Source organism: Dickeya sp. ws52 (assembly GCF_007210685.1).
Taxonomy (GTDB): domain Bacteria; phylum Pseudomonadota; class Gammaproteobacteria; order Enterobacterales; family Enterobacteriaceae; genus Dickeya; species Dickeya chrysanthemi.
In genome coordinates this window covers 173,652-189,205 of the sequence record NZ_SZVX01000004.1, presented here as the reverse complement: position 1 = coordinate 189,205, position 15,554 = coordinate 173,652, and the positions used below count along the sequence as shown (strand labels likewise).

General features: G+C 61.5%; 10 protein-coding genes. 8 read left to right on the top strand and 2 right to left on the bottom strand.

Annotated features, from left to right (window positions below):
• The first annotated feature begins 11 nt into the window (after nucleotides 1-11).
• The 8 genes from tssH (at nucleotide 12) to FDP13_RS05500 (ending at nucleotide 13,609) form a co-directional block, all read left to right on the top strand.
• Nucleotides 12-2,612: a type VI secretion system ATPase TssH gene (gene tssH, locus FDP13_RS05535; protein WP_143838959.1), complete on the top strand. Its 2,601-nt coding sequence runs from the start codon at nucleotides 12-14 to the stop codon at nucleotides 2,610-2,612.
• Nucleotides 2,613-2,614: 2 nt separating this feature from the next.
• On the top strand, nucleotides 2,615-4,153 hold the full coding sequence (locus tag FDP13_RS05530; RefSeq protein WP_033575893.1) for a sigma-54-dependent Fis family transcriptional regulator: 1,539 nt from the start codon (nucleotides 2,615-2,617) through the stop codon (nucleotides 4,151-4,153).
• Nucleotides 4,153-4,716, top strand: coding sequence for a type VI secretion system-associated protein VasI (gene vasI, locus FDP13_RS05525; RefSeq protein ID WP_012770475.1), 564 nt, complete (start codon nucleotides 4,153-4,155; stop codon nucleotides 4,714-4,716). Before FDP13_RS05530 ends, vasI begins: the two co-directional genes overlap by 1 nt.
• Before the next feature lie 11 nt (nucleotides 4,717-4,727).
• Nucleotides 4,728-6,170, top strand: coding sequence for a type VI secretion system protein TssA (tssA, locus tag FDP13_RS05520; RefSeq protein ID WP_143838958.1), 1,443 nt, complete (start codon nucleotides 4,728-4,730; stop codon nucleotides 6,168-6,170).
• Between the two features lie 25 nt (nucleotides 6,171-6,195).
• Nucleotides 6,196-9,693, top strand: coding sequence for a type VI secretion system membrane subunit TssM (tssM, locus tag FDP13_RS05515; RefSeq protein ID WP_012770473.1), 3,498 nt, complete (start codon nucleotides 6,196-6,198; stop codon nucleotides 9,691-9,693).
• A gap of 51 nt (nucleotides 9,694-9,744) precedes the next feature.
• On the top strand, nucleotides 9,745-11,178 hold the full coding sequence (locus tag FDP13_RS05510) for a VasL domain-containing protein (RefSeq protein ID WP_033575889.1): 1,434 nt from the start codon (nucleotides 9,745-9,747) through the stop codon (nucleotides 11,176-11,178).
• A 69-nt stretch (nucleotides 11,179-11,247) separates the two neighbouring features.
• Nucleotides 11,248-12,615, top strand: coding sequence for a tetratricopeptide repeat protein (locus FDP13_RS05505; protein WP_143838957.1), 1,368 nt, complete (start codon nucleotides 11,248-11,250; stop codon nucleotides 12,613-12,615).
• Between the two features lie 61 nt (nucleotides 12,616-12,676).
• Entirely contained in the window at nucleotides 12,677-13,609 is a 933-nt protein-coding gene (locus tag FDP13_RS05500) for a DKNYY domain-containing protein (protein WP_143838956.1), read from the top strand.
• Nucleotides 13,610-13,677: 68 nt separating this feature from the next.
• Here the strand turns inward: FDP13_RS05500 and FDP13_RS05495 are convergent, their stop codons facing one another.
• Both FDP13_RS05495 and dgcA read right to left on the bottom strand, forming a co-directional pair.
• A complete protein-coding gene (locus FDP13_RS05495; RefSeq protein ID WP_143838955.1) occupies nucleotides 13,678-14,538 on the bottom strand; it encodes a D-amino-acid transaminase in 861 nt (286 codons plus the stop codon).
• On the bottom strand, nucleotides 14,538-15,548 hold the full coding sequence (gene dgcA / locus FDP13_RS05490; RefSeq protein WP_143838954.1) for an N-acetyl-D-Glu racemase DgcA: 1,011 nt from the start codon (nucleotides 15,546-15,548) through the stop codon (nucleotides 14,538-14,540). The genes FDP13_RS05495 and dgcA overlap by 1 nt, the downstream gene beginning before the upstream one ends.
• Nucleotides 15,549-15,554 lie beyond the last annotated feature (6 nt).

The window sequence follows — 15,554 nt, the reverse complement described above, 5'->3', positions numbered from 1 at the left end:
AGCGTATTCTCGTGATTCGAATCGAACTGCCGATCCTGGTTGAGCGACTCAACCCGCTGTGCCGCCACATGATGGAAGAAGCGGCGGCGCTGTGTATTCAGCATCAAGGCGCGGAGATCCGCATTGAGCACCTGTTGCTGAAAATGCTGGAAACGCCGTTGTGCGACGTGCGCCTGATCCTCAAACACGCCGGGGTAGAGGCCGACGAACTGGCGGCCCTGTTGCAGCCCAATACCGCAGACAAAGGGTTTGAGTCGGGCTATCCCTCGTTTTCGCCGCTGCTGGTGGAGTGGTTACAGGACAGCTGGCTGCTGGCCTCGGCCGAACTCCAGCACGCCCGCCTGCGTAGCGGCGTGCTGCTGTTGGTGTTGCTGATGACGCCGACGCGTTATCTGTCGGCCACGGTAACCCGCCAACTGGCGCAAATTAACCGCGAGCTGCTGCGTCAGCAGTTTGACGAATGGGTGAAAGACTCGGCGGAAACCGAAGTGATTACCGCCGCCGGCGTGATGCCGGAGCAGGCGGCCGCCGCCGCCACCCAACTGTCCCGCTATACCCAGAATGTCACCGAGTCCGCCCGGCAGGGCAAGCTGGACCCGGTGCTGTGCCGCGATCATGAAATCGATTTGATGATCGATATCCTCTCACGTCGCCGTAAAAACAACCCGATCGTGGTCGGCGAAGCCGGGGTGGGGAAAAGCGCGCTGATTGAAGGGCTGGCGCTGCGCATCGTCGCCGGCCTGGTGCCGGAGCGGCTGCGCGACGTGGAACTGCTGACGCTGGATTTGGGCGCGATGCAGGCCGGCGCGTCGGTGAAAGGTGAGTTCGAAAAGCGCTTTAAAGGCGTGATGCAGGAAGTCAAAGAGGCGCCGAAGCCGGTTGTTCTGTTCATCGACGAGGCGCACACGCTGATTGGCGCCGGTAATCAGGCCGGCGGGCTGGACGTATCCAACCTGCTGAAACCGGCGCTGGCGCGTGGCGAACTGCGCACCATCGCCGCCACCACCTGGAGCGAATACAAGAAATACGTGGAAAAAGACGCCGCGCTGTCGCGCCGCTTCCAACTGGTGAAAGTCGGCGAACCGAACGTCGAGCAAGCGACGGTGATCCTGCGTGGGTTACGCAGTATTTACGAACAGTCGCATGGCGTGTTGATTGATGAAGAAGCGTTGCAGGCGGCGGCCAATTTGTCTGCGCGCTATATCTCCGGGCGTCAGTTGCCGGATAAAGCTATCGACGTGCTGGACACCGCCTGCGCACGTGTCGCCATTAACCTGACCACGCCGCCGCGCGCGGTTAGCCAGTTGCAAACCCGCCTGCACCAGCAGGCGCTGGAAATGGCCCAACTGGAACGCCAGGGCCGCATCGGTCTGGGTGAGACCGCGGAGCGGCTGGCGGCGCTGCGTGACGCCCGCGAAACCGACGCCGCGACGCTGGCGCAACTGGAAGCCGACTGGCAGCGGCAAAAAACGCTGGTGCAGCAGATTGTCGCCCTGCGTACCGCCTTGCTGGCCGATGAACCGGCGGCAGATTTCGATGCCGCCGCGGCCGCCGCCGAGCTGGCCGACAGCGAGCGGGCGCTGGCGGAACTGCAACAACCGTCGGTGCTGGTATCGCCGCATGTGGATAAAACCCAGATTGCCTCGGTGATTGCCGAGTGGACCGGCGTACCGCTGAACCGTATTTCCCAGGGCGAGCTGGATGTGGTCACCCGCCTGCCGGATTACCTCGGCGACAGCATCAAAGGGCAGCAACTGGCGATTGCCCAATTGCACAAACACCTGCTGACCGCCCGCGCCGACCTGCGCCGTCCCGGTCGCCCGCTGGGCGCGTTTTTACTGGTGGGGCCGAGCGGCGTGGGTAAAACCGAAACCGTGGTGCAGATTGCCGACCTGATGTTCGGCGGTCGTCATTATCTCACCACCATCAACATGTCCGAGTACCAGGAGAAGCACACGGTTTCCCGCCTGATTGGTTCGCCGCCGGGCTATGTCGGCTTTGGCGAAGGCGGGGTGCTGACCGAAGCGATTCGCCAGAAACCCTATTCGGTGGTGCTGCTGGATGAAGTGGAAAAAGCCCATCCGGACGTGCTCAACCTGTTCTATCAGGCGTTTGATAAAGGCGAACTGGCGGACGGCGAAGGGCGGCTGATCGACTGCCGCAACGTGGTGTTCTTCCTGACCTCCAACCTCGGGTTCCAGACCATCGTCAATTTTGCGGATCGGCAGGATGAACTGCTGGATGCGCTCTACCCGGAACTGGCGGCGTTCTTCAAGCCGGCGTTACTGGCGCGCATGGAAGTAATCCCTTACCTGCCGCTGGACCACGACACGCTGGTTGAGATCGTACAGGGCAAGCTGTCCCGTCTGGTGACGTTGCTACAACAGCGCTTTGGTGCCGAGGTCGTCATCGACGCGGCGGTGCCGGAAGAGATTTTGCGTCTGGCGAACCGCAGCGAGAACGGCGCACGCATGTTGGAGTCGGTGATCGACGGCGCGCTGTTGCCGCCGGTGTCGTTGCAGTTGTTGCAACGCTTGTCGGCCGGCCAGCCGGTCAGCCGTATTCATTTCCAGGTGGAAGACGGCCAGTTCCGGTCCGAGGTGGAGGGCTGAACATGCAATCTGCCCTCGCCTTGGCGCTCTCGCTGACCCGGCACCGGGATGAAGCCGGCCTGTGTGAATGGCTGCTCGGCACGCTGCGTGCTGAATGGCAGCCGCAGGGGGCGCTGCTGGGTATGGTGGATGTCAGCGGGCGTCAGTTGATGTGCAGCGGTTGGGTACACCGCACGCCGCTGTCGCTGTCGCTCAGCGTGGATGATTTCAGTCATCCGCTGGCCTATGTGTTGCTTAAAAATCAGGTTCGCAGTTGGACGTCGCTGTACGGCGGCGCCCGTATCGAACACGAGGGCTTTCGTCAGTTGCTGGCCGATGCCGGCACGGCTTGCGGCTTGTTCGCTATGCCGTTGCAGGCGGACGGCGGCCGACCGCTGGCGGTATTGGCGCTGTTGGATACGCCGGAACGATTACAGGCGCTCGGGCGGCATGGCGACTGCGCGCAACTGGCGCAGATATTTTGCAGCCAGTTGGCGCTGATTCGCGAGCTGGGCCGCAGCCAACGCGAGCAGACCGCGCTGCGCGATTCGTTGCGCCAGATTAAAGACGAAGGCGCGCTGCGGCATGAACGGGAAAAGCGGGTGGCGGAAGGGTTGATCGGGCAGTCCGTCGCGGCGCGGCAGCTACAGCAGCAGATTTGCCAGGCGGCCGGCCATCGTCTGGCGGTGCTGATCCACGGTGAAACCGGTGTGGGCAAAGAGGTGGTGGCCCGGCTGTTGCACCAGTGTTCCGAACGCGCCGACCGGCCGTTCATCGCCATTAACTGCGCCGCCATTCCGGAAAATTTGATTGAAAGCGAGCTGTTCGGCTACGAGAAAGGCGCGTTTTCCGGTGCGCAGAGCAATAAAGTCGGGCTGGTGGCGCAAGCCAACGGCGGCACGCTGTTTTTAGACGAGGTGGGCGACATGCCGCCGTTGATGCAGGCGAAACTGCTGCGGGTGTTGGAAACGCACAGCTTCCGCCCGTTGGGGGCCGGTCAGGAGAGTCATTCCGATTTCCGGTTGATCGCCGCCACGCATCACCCGCTGGAACAGCGGGTGGCGGAAGGCCAGTTCCGTCAGGATCTCTATCACCGGCTGTGCCAGTGTCTGGTGCAGGTAGCGCCGCTGCGCGATCGCCCGGACGACATCAGCCTGTTGTGCGAGCACTTTATCGGGCAATTCGCCCAGCAACAGCAGAAACCGCTGGGGCCGCTGCACCGCACGTTTCTCAGGCAACTGGTGGGGTATGACTTCCCCGGTAATGTGCGTGAGCTGAAGAACTTGCTGGAGGTGGCGTGCGCGCAAACGCCGGCAGGCGAGCCGATTCGTCTGGAGTCGTTGCCGCCGGAATTGCATGAACGGGTCTGTGAGGGCACAGCCGCCGATAGCGACGCGTTCCACCATATTCAGGATTTGCGCATTGCTACCCAGCAGTATGAAGCCGCGGTGATTGCGGCGCGTTTGCAGCAGTTTCAGGGCAACCGGTTACTGGTAGCGGAAAGCCTGAATATTCCTAAACGAACCCTGGATCACAAGTGCCAGAAACTGGAGGTGAACTGATGATGCTGACGATGGTGCCGCTGCTGATGGCGGCAGTCGGTTCGCCCGACCCGGCCTGGCAATCGCTGTGGGAACAGTGCCGCAACGAGACCTCGCCGCAGGTGCGCCTGGCCTGTTACGACGCGCTCGGGCGCGAGACGGAACGCGCGAGCGCCTTGCCGCCCGAGACAAATAAAAGCGGCGCGGGGGAGAACGCGTTTCGTCTCAACCGCGAGGCGGCTAATGGCGATATCACCCTGACCAGGACGCTGGCGGACGGCAACACGCTGGTGATCAGCTGCGCCAGCAGCATTACCCATCTGCGGCTGACGCTCAGCCAGCCGTGGCCGGGCGACAACATCACCTCCCAGCTTGACGGCGCCAGCGCGCCGGATAACTGGTTTGTGCGTAATCGCGGCACCTTGCTGGAATTTGGCCGCGGCCTGCCGGCGATCGACGCGCTCAAGCGCTGGGTCGGCCACCATGAGCTGGTGCTGAATGGCGAGCAGGATCACGCGTTGCGCATCGATCTCACCGGGCTGGGCGAGGCGCTGGCGCCGTTGCGTCAGCAGTGCCGCTGGTAGGAGCGATGAGTATGCATACACACCCCTGGTGTAAGCGACTGTTGACGACCTTGCCCGACGATGCGTTGCGGGCGGCGGTGGCGGCGGATGATCCGCTGTGGGAACAGGTGGAAACCGAACTGGTCAAGCTGGGATCGCTGGCGCACAGCCAGGTGGATCTCAACGCGGTCGCCGGTCAGTGCCTGACGCTGCTGGAAAGCCGCACCAAAGACATGCGCGTGCTGGTGCAGTTGCTGCGCTGTCTGCAACACCCGGCGAAGGCGACGCCGTTCGCTACCGCCATCATGCTGCTCGACAGCTGGCTGGAGGCTTACTGGACGACGGCGTTTCCCGCCAGCCCGGTACAAAAACAGAAACTGATGGTGCAGATTATTCGCCGCTTTGAGGGCGTGCTGCCGCGCATGACGGAGAATGCTTCCGGGGCGGAGCTGCATCAGTTGCATCAACTGGCGGAACAGCTGGCGTCGCGCTGGAGCGGGCTGGCCGCCGACAAAGCGGACCTGACCGACGAACTGGTGGCGGCGCTTCAGCGTGCCCGGCAACGTCATCAGGCGCAGGAGAAAGCCAATCAGGCGGCGGAACCCGCGCCTGGCGGGCAGGGCGGAACGGCCGGCGACGCGGCTGCCGGCGGCGGCAATGGCAGCACCGCCGGGACCGCCGCCAGCGCGGCCGCGACGGTGGATATCAACAGTTCGGACGATCGTAGCTGGAAGCAGACGCAGCTTACCGTGGCGGCGCTACTGGTGGAACGTCAGCCGGAAGCGCCAGTGGGATATCGCCTGCGCCGCAATGCTATCTGGGCGGGTATTACCACCCCACCGATGGCGGCGCGGGGTAACAAAACCCAGTTAGCGCCGGTATCGCCTGACCGGGTGGATGAGTACCACAGCGCGCTTGGACAGGCGGATCTGGCGCTGTGGAACAAGATTGAACAGAGCCTGACGCTGGCACCGTACTGGTTTGACGGCCACATGCTGTCAGCGACGGTAGCGACCCGGCTGGAGCATGGCGCCGTCGCCAGCGCCATCGCCGATGAACTGTCGGCGTTTCTCACCCGGTTGCCGGAATTACGCGAGCTGTCGTTTAGCGATGGGTCGCCGTTTCTGTCGGCCAAATGCGCCCAGTGGCTGCAATCCGCGCAGCCAGGGCGTGGTGGCGGCGGCATTCAGCGACAGGACGACCTGGCGGCTGAGGCGGCGGCGTGCTGCGCCGAGCAAGGGCTGAGCGCCGCATTGTCGTTACTGGATGAGCGTATTCGACGTTTGAAAGAACCGCGTGAGCGTTTTTTGGCCGAGCTGGTATTGGCGGATTTACTGGCGGAAGAAGGCATGAAAGCACTGGCGGCACAGCATTATCAGCACCTGTGGCAGGAAAGCGAGCGATTGGGCCTGATGCAGTGGGAACCGGGAATGGTCAGCCGACTGGAGCGGCTGGGCGCGTCCCGCAGGAAATAAGACATTCGGAGTTGAATGGTCACTTATGTTGAAAATAATCATTACCTTTCTGCGGCAACAGCTGCCGAAACTGAAACCATCCTGGCTGCTGTTGGGGGTGGTGGTATGGGTGGTGGCGTTGGTACTGGCCTGGTGGCTGGGGCCGCGTCTGACCCTCGGCGAGATGCGCCCGCTGCAAAGCGTGTGGGGCCGCGTGGTGTTCACGCTGGTTTGGCTGTGGCTGGGCTTTGCCTACAGCGCCTGGCGCGTCTGGCGGCGGGTACAGCAACTGCGCGCGGAGCGCCGTGAACAGCAGACTATCGAGCAAGACCCCTTGCAGGTATACGTTGATAGCCAGCAAACCTTTCTGGACCGTTGGCTACAGGCGTTTCAGACCCAACTGGGCAAAAAAGCGTTGTACGCCATGCCCTGGTATCTGGCCATTGGCCTGTCCGGCAGCGGTAAAAGCAGCCTGATTCATCGCGCCAACCCGGCCAATAAGCTCAACCCGAAGCTGGATGCGGAGTTGCGTGAAGTGGCCGGCGGCCAGCAGGTAAACAGTTGGGTCGGCGAGTCGGCGGTGATTTGGGACCCCAGCGGCCAATTGCTGGCCCAGCCGGAAGTCGGCGCGGAGCCGTCGGCCGGACGTCACGCCCGCCTGTGGCAGCATCTGTTGCAGTGGCTGAGCCTCAACCGTCGTCGCCAGCCGCTGAACGGGCTGGTGCTGACTATCGACCTGTCCTGGCTGTCGCAGGCCAGCGTATCGGAGCGTAAGGCGTATGCACAGGTGATGCGCGCGCGGTTGCAGGAGATTGCGGTCAATATCAATACCCGCCTGCCGCTGTACGTGGCGCTGACCCGTCTGGATATGCTGCGCGGTTTTGACGTGGTGTACCGCTCGTTGAACCGGGAAGCGCGTCAGGCGGTGCTCGGGGTGACGTTTACCCCGCAGGCCAGCCACGGCAAAGGCTGGCTGGAAGAGCTGGAGCGCTTTTGGGACGACTGGATCGCCAACCTCAATAATAACCTGCCGGAAATGCTGCTCACGCAGTCGGACAGCGGCGTGCGCAATACGCTGTTCGCCTTCGTGCGCCAACTGGCCGGGCTGAAGGATTACGTGACGGAAGTGCTGAGTGAAACGCTGGCGACCGGCGACGATCGCGCGTTTCTGGTGCGCGGCGTGTATGTCAGCTCGGTGTATCAGCAGGGCGTACCGTTTGATGCCTTCGCCCAGTCCGCTTCCCGGCGTTACCAATTGCCGGAGCCGATCAACGCCGCCATGCGCGGTGAATCCAATACCTTCTTTGTACAGAAACTGTTCCCGGAGGTGATTTTTCCGGAGGCCAGTCTGGCGGGGGAAAACCGGCTGCACAGCCTGTATCGCCGTCGCCGCATGAGCATCGGCATTACCTGCATGGTGCTGTTCGGGCTGGCGATGATAGGCAGTTGGCACCATTTCTACCGGGTGAACGAAGAAGCCGGTCGTAACGTGCTGACCAAGGCGCAGGCGTTCATCGGCACCAACGAGCTGGAAGGGCAGGCGGGCTACGGTTACCAGCAACTGCCGCGTTTGAATTTGATCCGCGACGCGACCCTGTCGTTCGGCAACTACCATGAACGCACGCCGATGATGGCGGATCTTGGCTTGTATCAGGGCGATAAGATCGGCCCTTACGTGGAAGGTTCCTACCTGCAAATGCTCAACCAGCGTTTCCTGCCGGCGGTAATGCAGGGGCTGCTGGAAGACCTGAATCAGGCGCCGGCCGGCAGCGAGCAAAAACTCACTATTTTGCGGGTGATGCGGATGCTGGACGACGCCTCCGGGCGCAACAAGACGCTGGTGGAGCAGTTCATGGCGCTGCGCTGGCAGAAGGCGTTCCCCGGTCAGGGCAAGGTGCAGGAACAACTGATGCAGCATCTGGATTACGCGCTGGAGAGGACCGACTGGCACCAGTCCCGCGAGCAGAAAGACGCGGTGGCGATGTCGACCTTCGCGCCGTTCGTCGACCCGATCGCCGCCGCCCAACGCGAGCTGAGCAAGCTGCCGATGTACCAGCGCGTCTACCAGAGTCTGGTGATGAAGGCGACGCAGGTACTGCCGCCGGATTTGGCTCTCCGCGACGAGGTGGGGCCGACGTTTGACTCGGTATTCTCGCTGCGTAACGACAAGGCGGGCATGGTGCCGCGGTTGTTGACCTATCCCGGTTTCAGCGATTTCTACCTCAAGCAGGATAAGACGCTGCTGGATCTGACCGCGTTGGATGCCTGGGTGCTGGGCCAGCGTGAGCGCGCCCACCTGAGCGAGGCCGACCGCAAGGAAATTCTGCGTCAGGTGAACGATCGCTACATCACCGACTACATCAACCAGTGGCAGAAAGTGCTGGCGAATATTGATGTGCAGCCGCTGGAAAGCCCGGAGCAGGCGCTGAACATTCTGACCGACATTACCGGTAATGATCAGCCGTTTCAGCGGGTGTTGACCACGGTGAGCGACAACACCCGCATCCGCAAGCTGGCGGATGACGAGAACGACACCGCGCAGGGCATCAATACCCGCATCGGTCGTCCGTTCATGACGATTAATGCCGCGCTGAGCGGGCGGGGCGAACAGGGGCCGCTGGTGCAGGAGGTCAATCAGAAGCTGACCGATCTCTACCACTATCTCGATCAGATTGTGAACGCGACCGATCCGGGGCAGGCGGCATTGAAAGCGGTGCAGGCGCGTCAGGGCAACAAGTTCGCCGACCCGGTGTTTGCATTGCAGCAGTATGCCCGCAGCCTGCCGGCGCCGCTGGACCGTTGGGTCGGCCAACTGGCGGGAGAAAGCGCCAGTCTGGTGACCGGGCTGGCCATGTCGTCGCTCAATCAAGAGTGGATGGACAAAGTGGTGACGCCGTTCAACGACAAACTGGCCGATCGCTACCCGTTCAACCCGTCTTCCGACAAGGATGTGCCGTTGTCCGAGATGGAGCGCTTCTTTGCCGTCGGCGGGACATTGGACAGCTTCTACCAGACCAACCTCAAGTCGATTATGGACGGCGGCATGTTGGAGGGCGAAGGCGCGTCGCCGTTGCAGACCGAACTGGTGAAACAGCTGGATCGCGCCACCCGTATCCGCCAGACGTTGTTTAACGCACAAGGCAGCCTGGAAATCCACTTTGTGGTGGAGCCGGTGGAACTGACCGCCAACAAACGCCGCAGCGTGCTGAACCTGGATGGCCAGTTGCTGGAGTACAGCCACGGACGCCGCACTAAGACGCCGCTGGTGTGGCCGAACAGTATGCGCGACGGTGCTGAAAGCAAGCTGACGCTGGTGCCGGATGACCGCGAACGCTCGCCGCGCAGCCTGAGCTTCACCGGCCCGTGGGCGATGTTCCGCCTGTTGACCAACGGCCAACTGACGCAGGTGAACGACAACACCTTCGACGTGCGTTTCTCGCTGGAACAAGGCGGCATGACCTATCGCGTTTACACCGACGCCAGCCACAACCCGTTTGCCGGTGGTCTGTTCAGCCAGTTCAAACTGCCTGATTCTCTCTATTAACCCTGAGGGCGCGTTCGCGATGCGAATGCGCCCGTAGCCGGATGATGTGATATGCAAGATGCACAACAGGCCCTGAAAGTGGGCCGTGATCCACGGATGTTGCCTGAGTACGAGGCGCTACGCGCGGAAATCAACAAGCTGAGCCATGCCTCCCGTCCGGAAGTGGACTGGATGCGGGTGCACGATATGGCGACCGCGATTTTTGAGAAACAGGGCGTCGACCTGCAAACCGCCATCTATTTTACCCTGGCGCGCTCGCGTTTGGCCGGGTTGAACGGCTTCACCGAAGGCTGCGAGTTCCTCGCTAACCTGATCGTCACCCAGTGGGAAAACTTTTGGCCGCCGGTGCATCAGGAGCGGGCGCGTATCGAAATTCTGGACTGGTTTATCGCCCGCATCAGCGAGGTGATTCGCCAGTACGCCATCAGCCACGAACACAAACGGCTGGTGTATCGCTGCGAACGCGCGTTGCAACTGATGAGCGAAAAACTGCACAACTCCGGCCTGAGCCGCATTCCCCGGGTGGAGAACCTGCTGCACTTTATCGAAGGCTACACCCACCTGTTCGATGAAACCGAGATTGTGATTGTCTCTGATGATCAAACGCTGAAAAAACAGCAGGATATGCAGATCCCGCCGATGGTGTTCTTCCAGTCCGATATGGAACCGGGCGGAATGGCGTCTGTGGCGGCGGCTGCCCAGCCGGCGCTGCCGTCGGGCAGTATTCTGGTCGGGCGGGAGAAAGGACAGATGAAACCGACGGTATTGAAAATTGAAGCGCATCGTAAACCGAAACCGGGCTGGTTCTGGTTTGCCTGCGGCGTGCTGACCTGCGCGTTGCCGGTGGCGGCCATCACCGGTTGGCAGTATTGGCAGGAGCAGAAAGCCGAGGCGCTGGCGTTGTTGCAGCAACCGGCATACACGCTGCCGGCGGCACCCGATCACAATGATATCCGCCGGGTGCGCATTGTGCTGGGCGAGCAGAAGCTGCAAAGCATGGAAGGCGAGCTGACCAACCGTTATCAGGCGCAACTGGAACAGGTGAAGAACGCGTCGTCGTTCTATTTGTACCAGTATGGCGAAGGGCTCAAAGGCGTGATGCAACAGCTGTATCCCGACTCGCTGGCAGTCAAAGAGATGGACCGGCAGTGGCAGATAGCCCTTGACCGCCAACAGGGCGACAAGCCGCCGCGTGTCAGCGGTTACGAGCAGGCACGCGCCGGGGTGGGCGATACGCTGCAACAACTGCTGGATCTGGAGAAGCAGCGCCGCACGGTGACCATTTCGTACCTGAAATCACAACTTTATGATATTCAGCAAGATCTGGCGTCCGATGTGCCGTTCGGCATTCGCCTGCGGACGCTGGAGGCGCGTAAAGCGGCCCGCCAGTCGCTGACCCCGGCGGAACTGCGCGGCATGGAAGATGAGCTGCGTGCGTTCACCATCCGGTTGTATCGGTTGCAGCAAGGCGATAGCGGCAGTTAAGGCCGTCGTGCCGGGTGGAGATGCCGCCCGGCGGCATCGCCGGATATCACCAGGGGTAATGACGGTAACATGATGAAAAAAACACGAGTATTGGCGGCGTTGACCGTCTGTCTGTTGACCGCCTGTCAGGCGCCGGTGTCGTCGCTGTCCGACGCGGACTTGCGCAAATCGGCACAGAGCGGCAACGGTGAGGCCCAGTTCAGGCTGGCGAAGCAACTGGCATCGCGCTCGCATTACGTAGAGGCGATGCAGTGGATGCAAAAAGCGGCGGAATTAACGGAGCTGTCCGGCGCCGGCGAAACCCGTGCCGCGGCGGCGTTACAGGTGGGCGATTGGTATCAGGCCGGTTTGGGCGAGCCGAAAAATACCCCGCTGGCGCGCCAGTGGTGGCAGAAAGCCTCGCGGCTGGGCAACGGCGAAGCCGGCTACCGGCTGGGAACCGACTGCCAGGCGCAGCATCAGGGCAAACTGGTAGCGGCCTGTCTGGACGCGTTCGAACGGGCGGCGGACAACCGCTATGCGCCGGCGCAACTGGTGGTGGCGCAGTGGTATGCCGCGCACCCCGGCGCCGAAAAAGAAGCGAGCGAATGGGTTGAGAAAGCGGCGGAACAGGGTAACCGCGACGCGCAATATCAACTGGCTCAGCGCTATGAACAGGGCAAAGGGGTGTCAAAGCGCACCGATCTGGCCGAGCGCTGGTATTTCCGGGCGGCGGATAGAGGGCAGCCGCAGGCTCAGTTATGGATGGCGAGACACGCCGACGGTAAAGACGCGCTCGACTGGTATCAGAAAGCGGCCGCCAACGGCGAAGCCGCGGCGCAACTGTGGATGGCGCAAGCCTACCGCGACGGTAATAAAGGGCTGGCGAAGGACGATAAGCAAGCGCATTACTGGCTGGAGCGCGCTTCCGGTAAAGGTAACGGCGAGGCGGATTACAAGCTGAGCCAGATGCAGGCGGATAAAACCAAACGGGAACACTATCTGGTGCTGGCGTCGTCTGCGGGCTATGTGCCGGCTCAGCGTGAACTGGGCGAGTGGTTGCTCAAGCGCGGCGAACTGGAGCGCGCCCGCGAGGTGTTCGCCAACGCGGCGGCGACCGGTGATACCGAATCCCGCCTGGCGTATGGCGAAATATTGCGGCTGGGCCAAGGTGGAAAAGCCGATTATGTGGAAGCGATGAAACAATATCGCTTCGCGGCGCATGACGGCAACCGTATGGCGCAGTATCGTATGGGGATGATGCGTCAGGATGGATTGGGCGCATCCCGTAACCGTATTCACGCCTACGCGTGGTATTCGCTGGCCGCTACCGAGGGTATGGCGGAGGCGCTGGCGGCCCGCAACGATCTGGAAGCCGCCATGCAGCCGGATGAAATCAAAGCCGGCCAGAAACTGGCGATGCACTGGTCAACAGGCAAGGAAACGGATACACAGTGACTCTGTATCTAACTTATTGACTTAATGGATAAAACCTTCGCGGTAATATAAAGGAACATCTATGAAACAGAACGGATATCTTGCTTTGTTGCTGAGTATGGCGGCCTGGTCGTCGCAGGCGGACGTGAAACCGCCTTATCAGGTCGAGCAGGATAAGGTGGTGTACCGGGTGTCGGTGAATGCAGATCCGCAGGTGCTTGAGGGGGCCAAGCCGGCCGATTTTCGGGTGTTGCTGCGTGAGAAACGCGTAGCGCTGGCGGTGTCCGGCTCACGTTACTACTGTAACCAGCAGCCGTTGCCGGCCGGTTTCAAGCCTGACGGCGCCAGGCTACGCTATGAGACGTTTTTGATTACCAATGTCGGTTCCTTCGTCGGTTGCGAGCGTATGAAGCAGGATATCGACGCCGACAGTTTTCAGGCGTTGGATTTTCCATTCTTCCGCGATCGTCATCATGTCTGGTTGCCTGACGGCGAAGAGCTGAACGGCGTGGATGTTGCCAGTTTTAAAACGCTGGCCCGCAATCAGGCGTTCGACAAGCAGAATTACTATTTCGTGGAGAATGAAACCAGCGTCATCCCTTATCAAAAACAGCCGCCGAGCGCGGGCAACTGTTTTGGCTGGGCCACTATTGACGGGAGCCTTTACTACCGGGGCGAGCAACGTGCCGATGGCGATGCCGCCAGCTTCCGTTGTCTGACGTTCAATACCGCATTGGACAAAAACGGGTTTTATGTTTTTGGCCGGCCGTACCCGGCTATGCCGGACGGGGTGAAAACGGCGGATATTCACATGTTGCCGGATAATGAAAAACTGGCGACCGACGGCGAGCACATCTGGTTTTTGGGGGTAGAGCCGGTGCAACTGGCCGGGCTGAGCCTGCGTGATGTCAAGGTTGAGCCGGATGCCAACGGCTATACCATCAGCGACGGCAAAGCCCGTTGGCAGTGCGGTTCCGGCAAGGTCAACGGTCGCCCGTTGTGCCGTAAGGGCTAGCCTGTGACGTCTGCGTGACGAGATAAGCCATCATCCGCTCTCTGATAACCGAGCGGATGATGACTGCATTATCCCGCCGTCTGGGCGCGAATCATCCCGATGTAAATGTCCCGCAATCGGCGCGCCAGTGGGCCGGGACGCCCATCGCCAATCCTGACGCCGTCGATCTCCACCACCGGCCAGACAAAGGTGGTGGCAGAGCTGATAAACGCTTCTTTGGCGGCGCACGCCTCCTGTGGGGTAAACGCCCGTTCTTCTACCGTCAACTGATGATCGGCGGCGAGTTGCAGCAGTGCCTTGCGGGTGATGCCGTGCAGGATGTCGTTGCTAAGCGGCCGGGTGATCAGATGGTTGTCGGCATCGACGATAAAACAGTTGCTGGAGCTGCCTTCGGTAATCAGGCCGTTTTCCACCAGCCAGGCGTCGTCGGCGCCTTTGGCGTGCGCCCACTCCTTCGCCATGCAGGCCATCAACAGGCTGACGGTCTTGATGTCGCGCCGGTGCCAGCGCAGATCCGGACAGGTGATGACGCGAATACCTTTTTCCGCACAGGGGTGATGAATAACCGGGCGGGACTGGGTAAACAACACCAGCGTCGGCGCGGCGTCAGTCGGGAACGTAAAATCACGATCGCCGGTGCTGCCGCGGCTGAGTTGCAGATAGATGCCGCCTTCTTCCAGCCGATTTTGCTCGATCAGTGCCAGGTGAATTTCCCGCAAGTCTTCCAGACTGACCGGCAAACGCAGGTTCAGCTCGCGACAGGATCGCGCCAGCCGCGCCATGTGGCCGTCGAATTCCGCCAACCGGCCGTTGACTACGGCGGTGACTTCATACACCGCATCGGCAAACAGAAATCCGCGATCGAACACCGAAATCGTGGCGTGTTCTTCGGGCAGGTAGCGCCCGTTGACATAAACAGTACGTGACATTACACCGCTCCCGTTAAACAAGGGCGAGGGTGGCCCCACAATCCCTCTTCAGATAAATACAACTGGCTGCCTCGCCATTCCAACCCGCCGACCCGGTCATCCGCCAGCAGCAACGGCCCGTCGAGGTCGACGATCTCGGCACCTTGCGCCACCAGTGTGGCCGGCGCCATCGACAACGAGGTGCTGACCATACACCCCACCATGATCTTCAGCCCTTGCGCTCGTGCCGCCTGACGCAGCAGCAGTGCTTCGGTCAACCCGCCGGTTTTGTCCAGTTTGATATTGACCATGTCGTAGCGTGTCGCCAGCCCCGGCAGTGACCGACGATCATGGCAGGACTCGTCGGCGCATAAGGGAATCGGCCGTGGTAACGCGGCCAGCGCGTCATCGTCTTGGGCGGGCAGCGGCTGCTCAATCAGGCTGACGCCAAGTCGTTGCAGTTCCGGTACCAGTTTCAGATACAGCGCCACATTCCAGCCTTCGTTGGCATCCACGATTAATTGCGCTTGCGGTGCCGACCGGCGCACCGCGGCGACCCGCTCGATGTCGTGCTCATCCACCAGTTTGAGTTTCAGCAACGGGCGATGGGCATGACGCCGCGCCGCTTGCCCCATGCGTTCCGGGGTATCCAGCGACAGGGTGAAGGCGCTGACAATCGGTTCCGGGCGCGGCGACCCGGCCAGTCGCCACACCGGTGTAGCGTGCCGCTGGCCGTCGAGATCCCACAGTGCGCAATCCAGCGCATTACGCGCGGCACCCGGCGGCAGCAACGTTTGCAAGGTGAGGCGGTCAAGACCACGGCGCACCGTGGATTGCAGCGACAGTACCTGTGCCTGCGCCTCTGCGATGCTCTCGCCGTATCGGGCGTAAGGCACGCTTTCGCCGTGCCCTTCGTATCGCCCGTCACGCACCGTGACTTTGATGACGTCGGCGTGGGTTTTGCTGCCGCGTGCAATGGTGAATGTCTCTTTCAGCGCCCAACGTTCATGGGTAACGATTAACTCTGCCATCCTCTG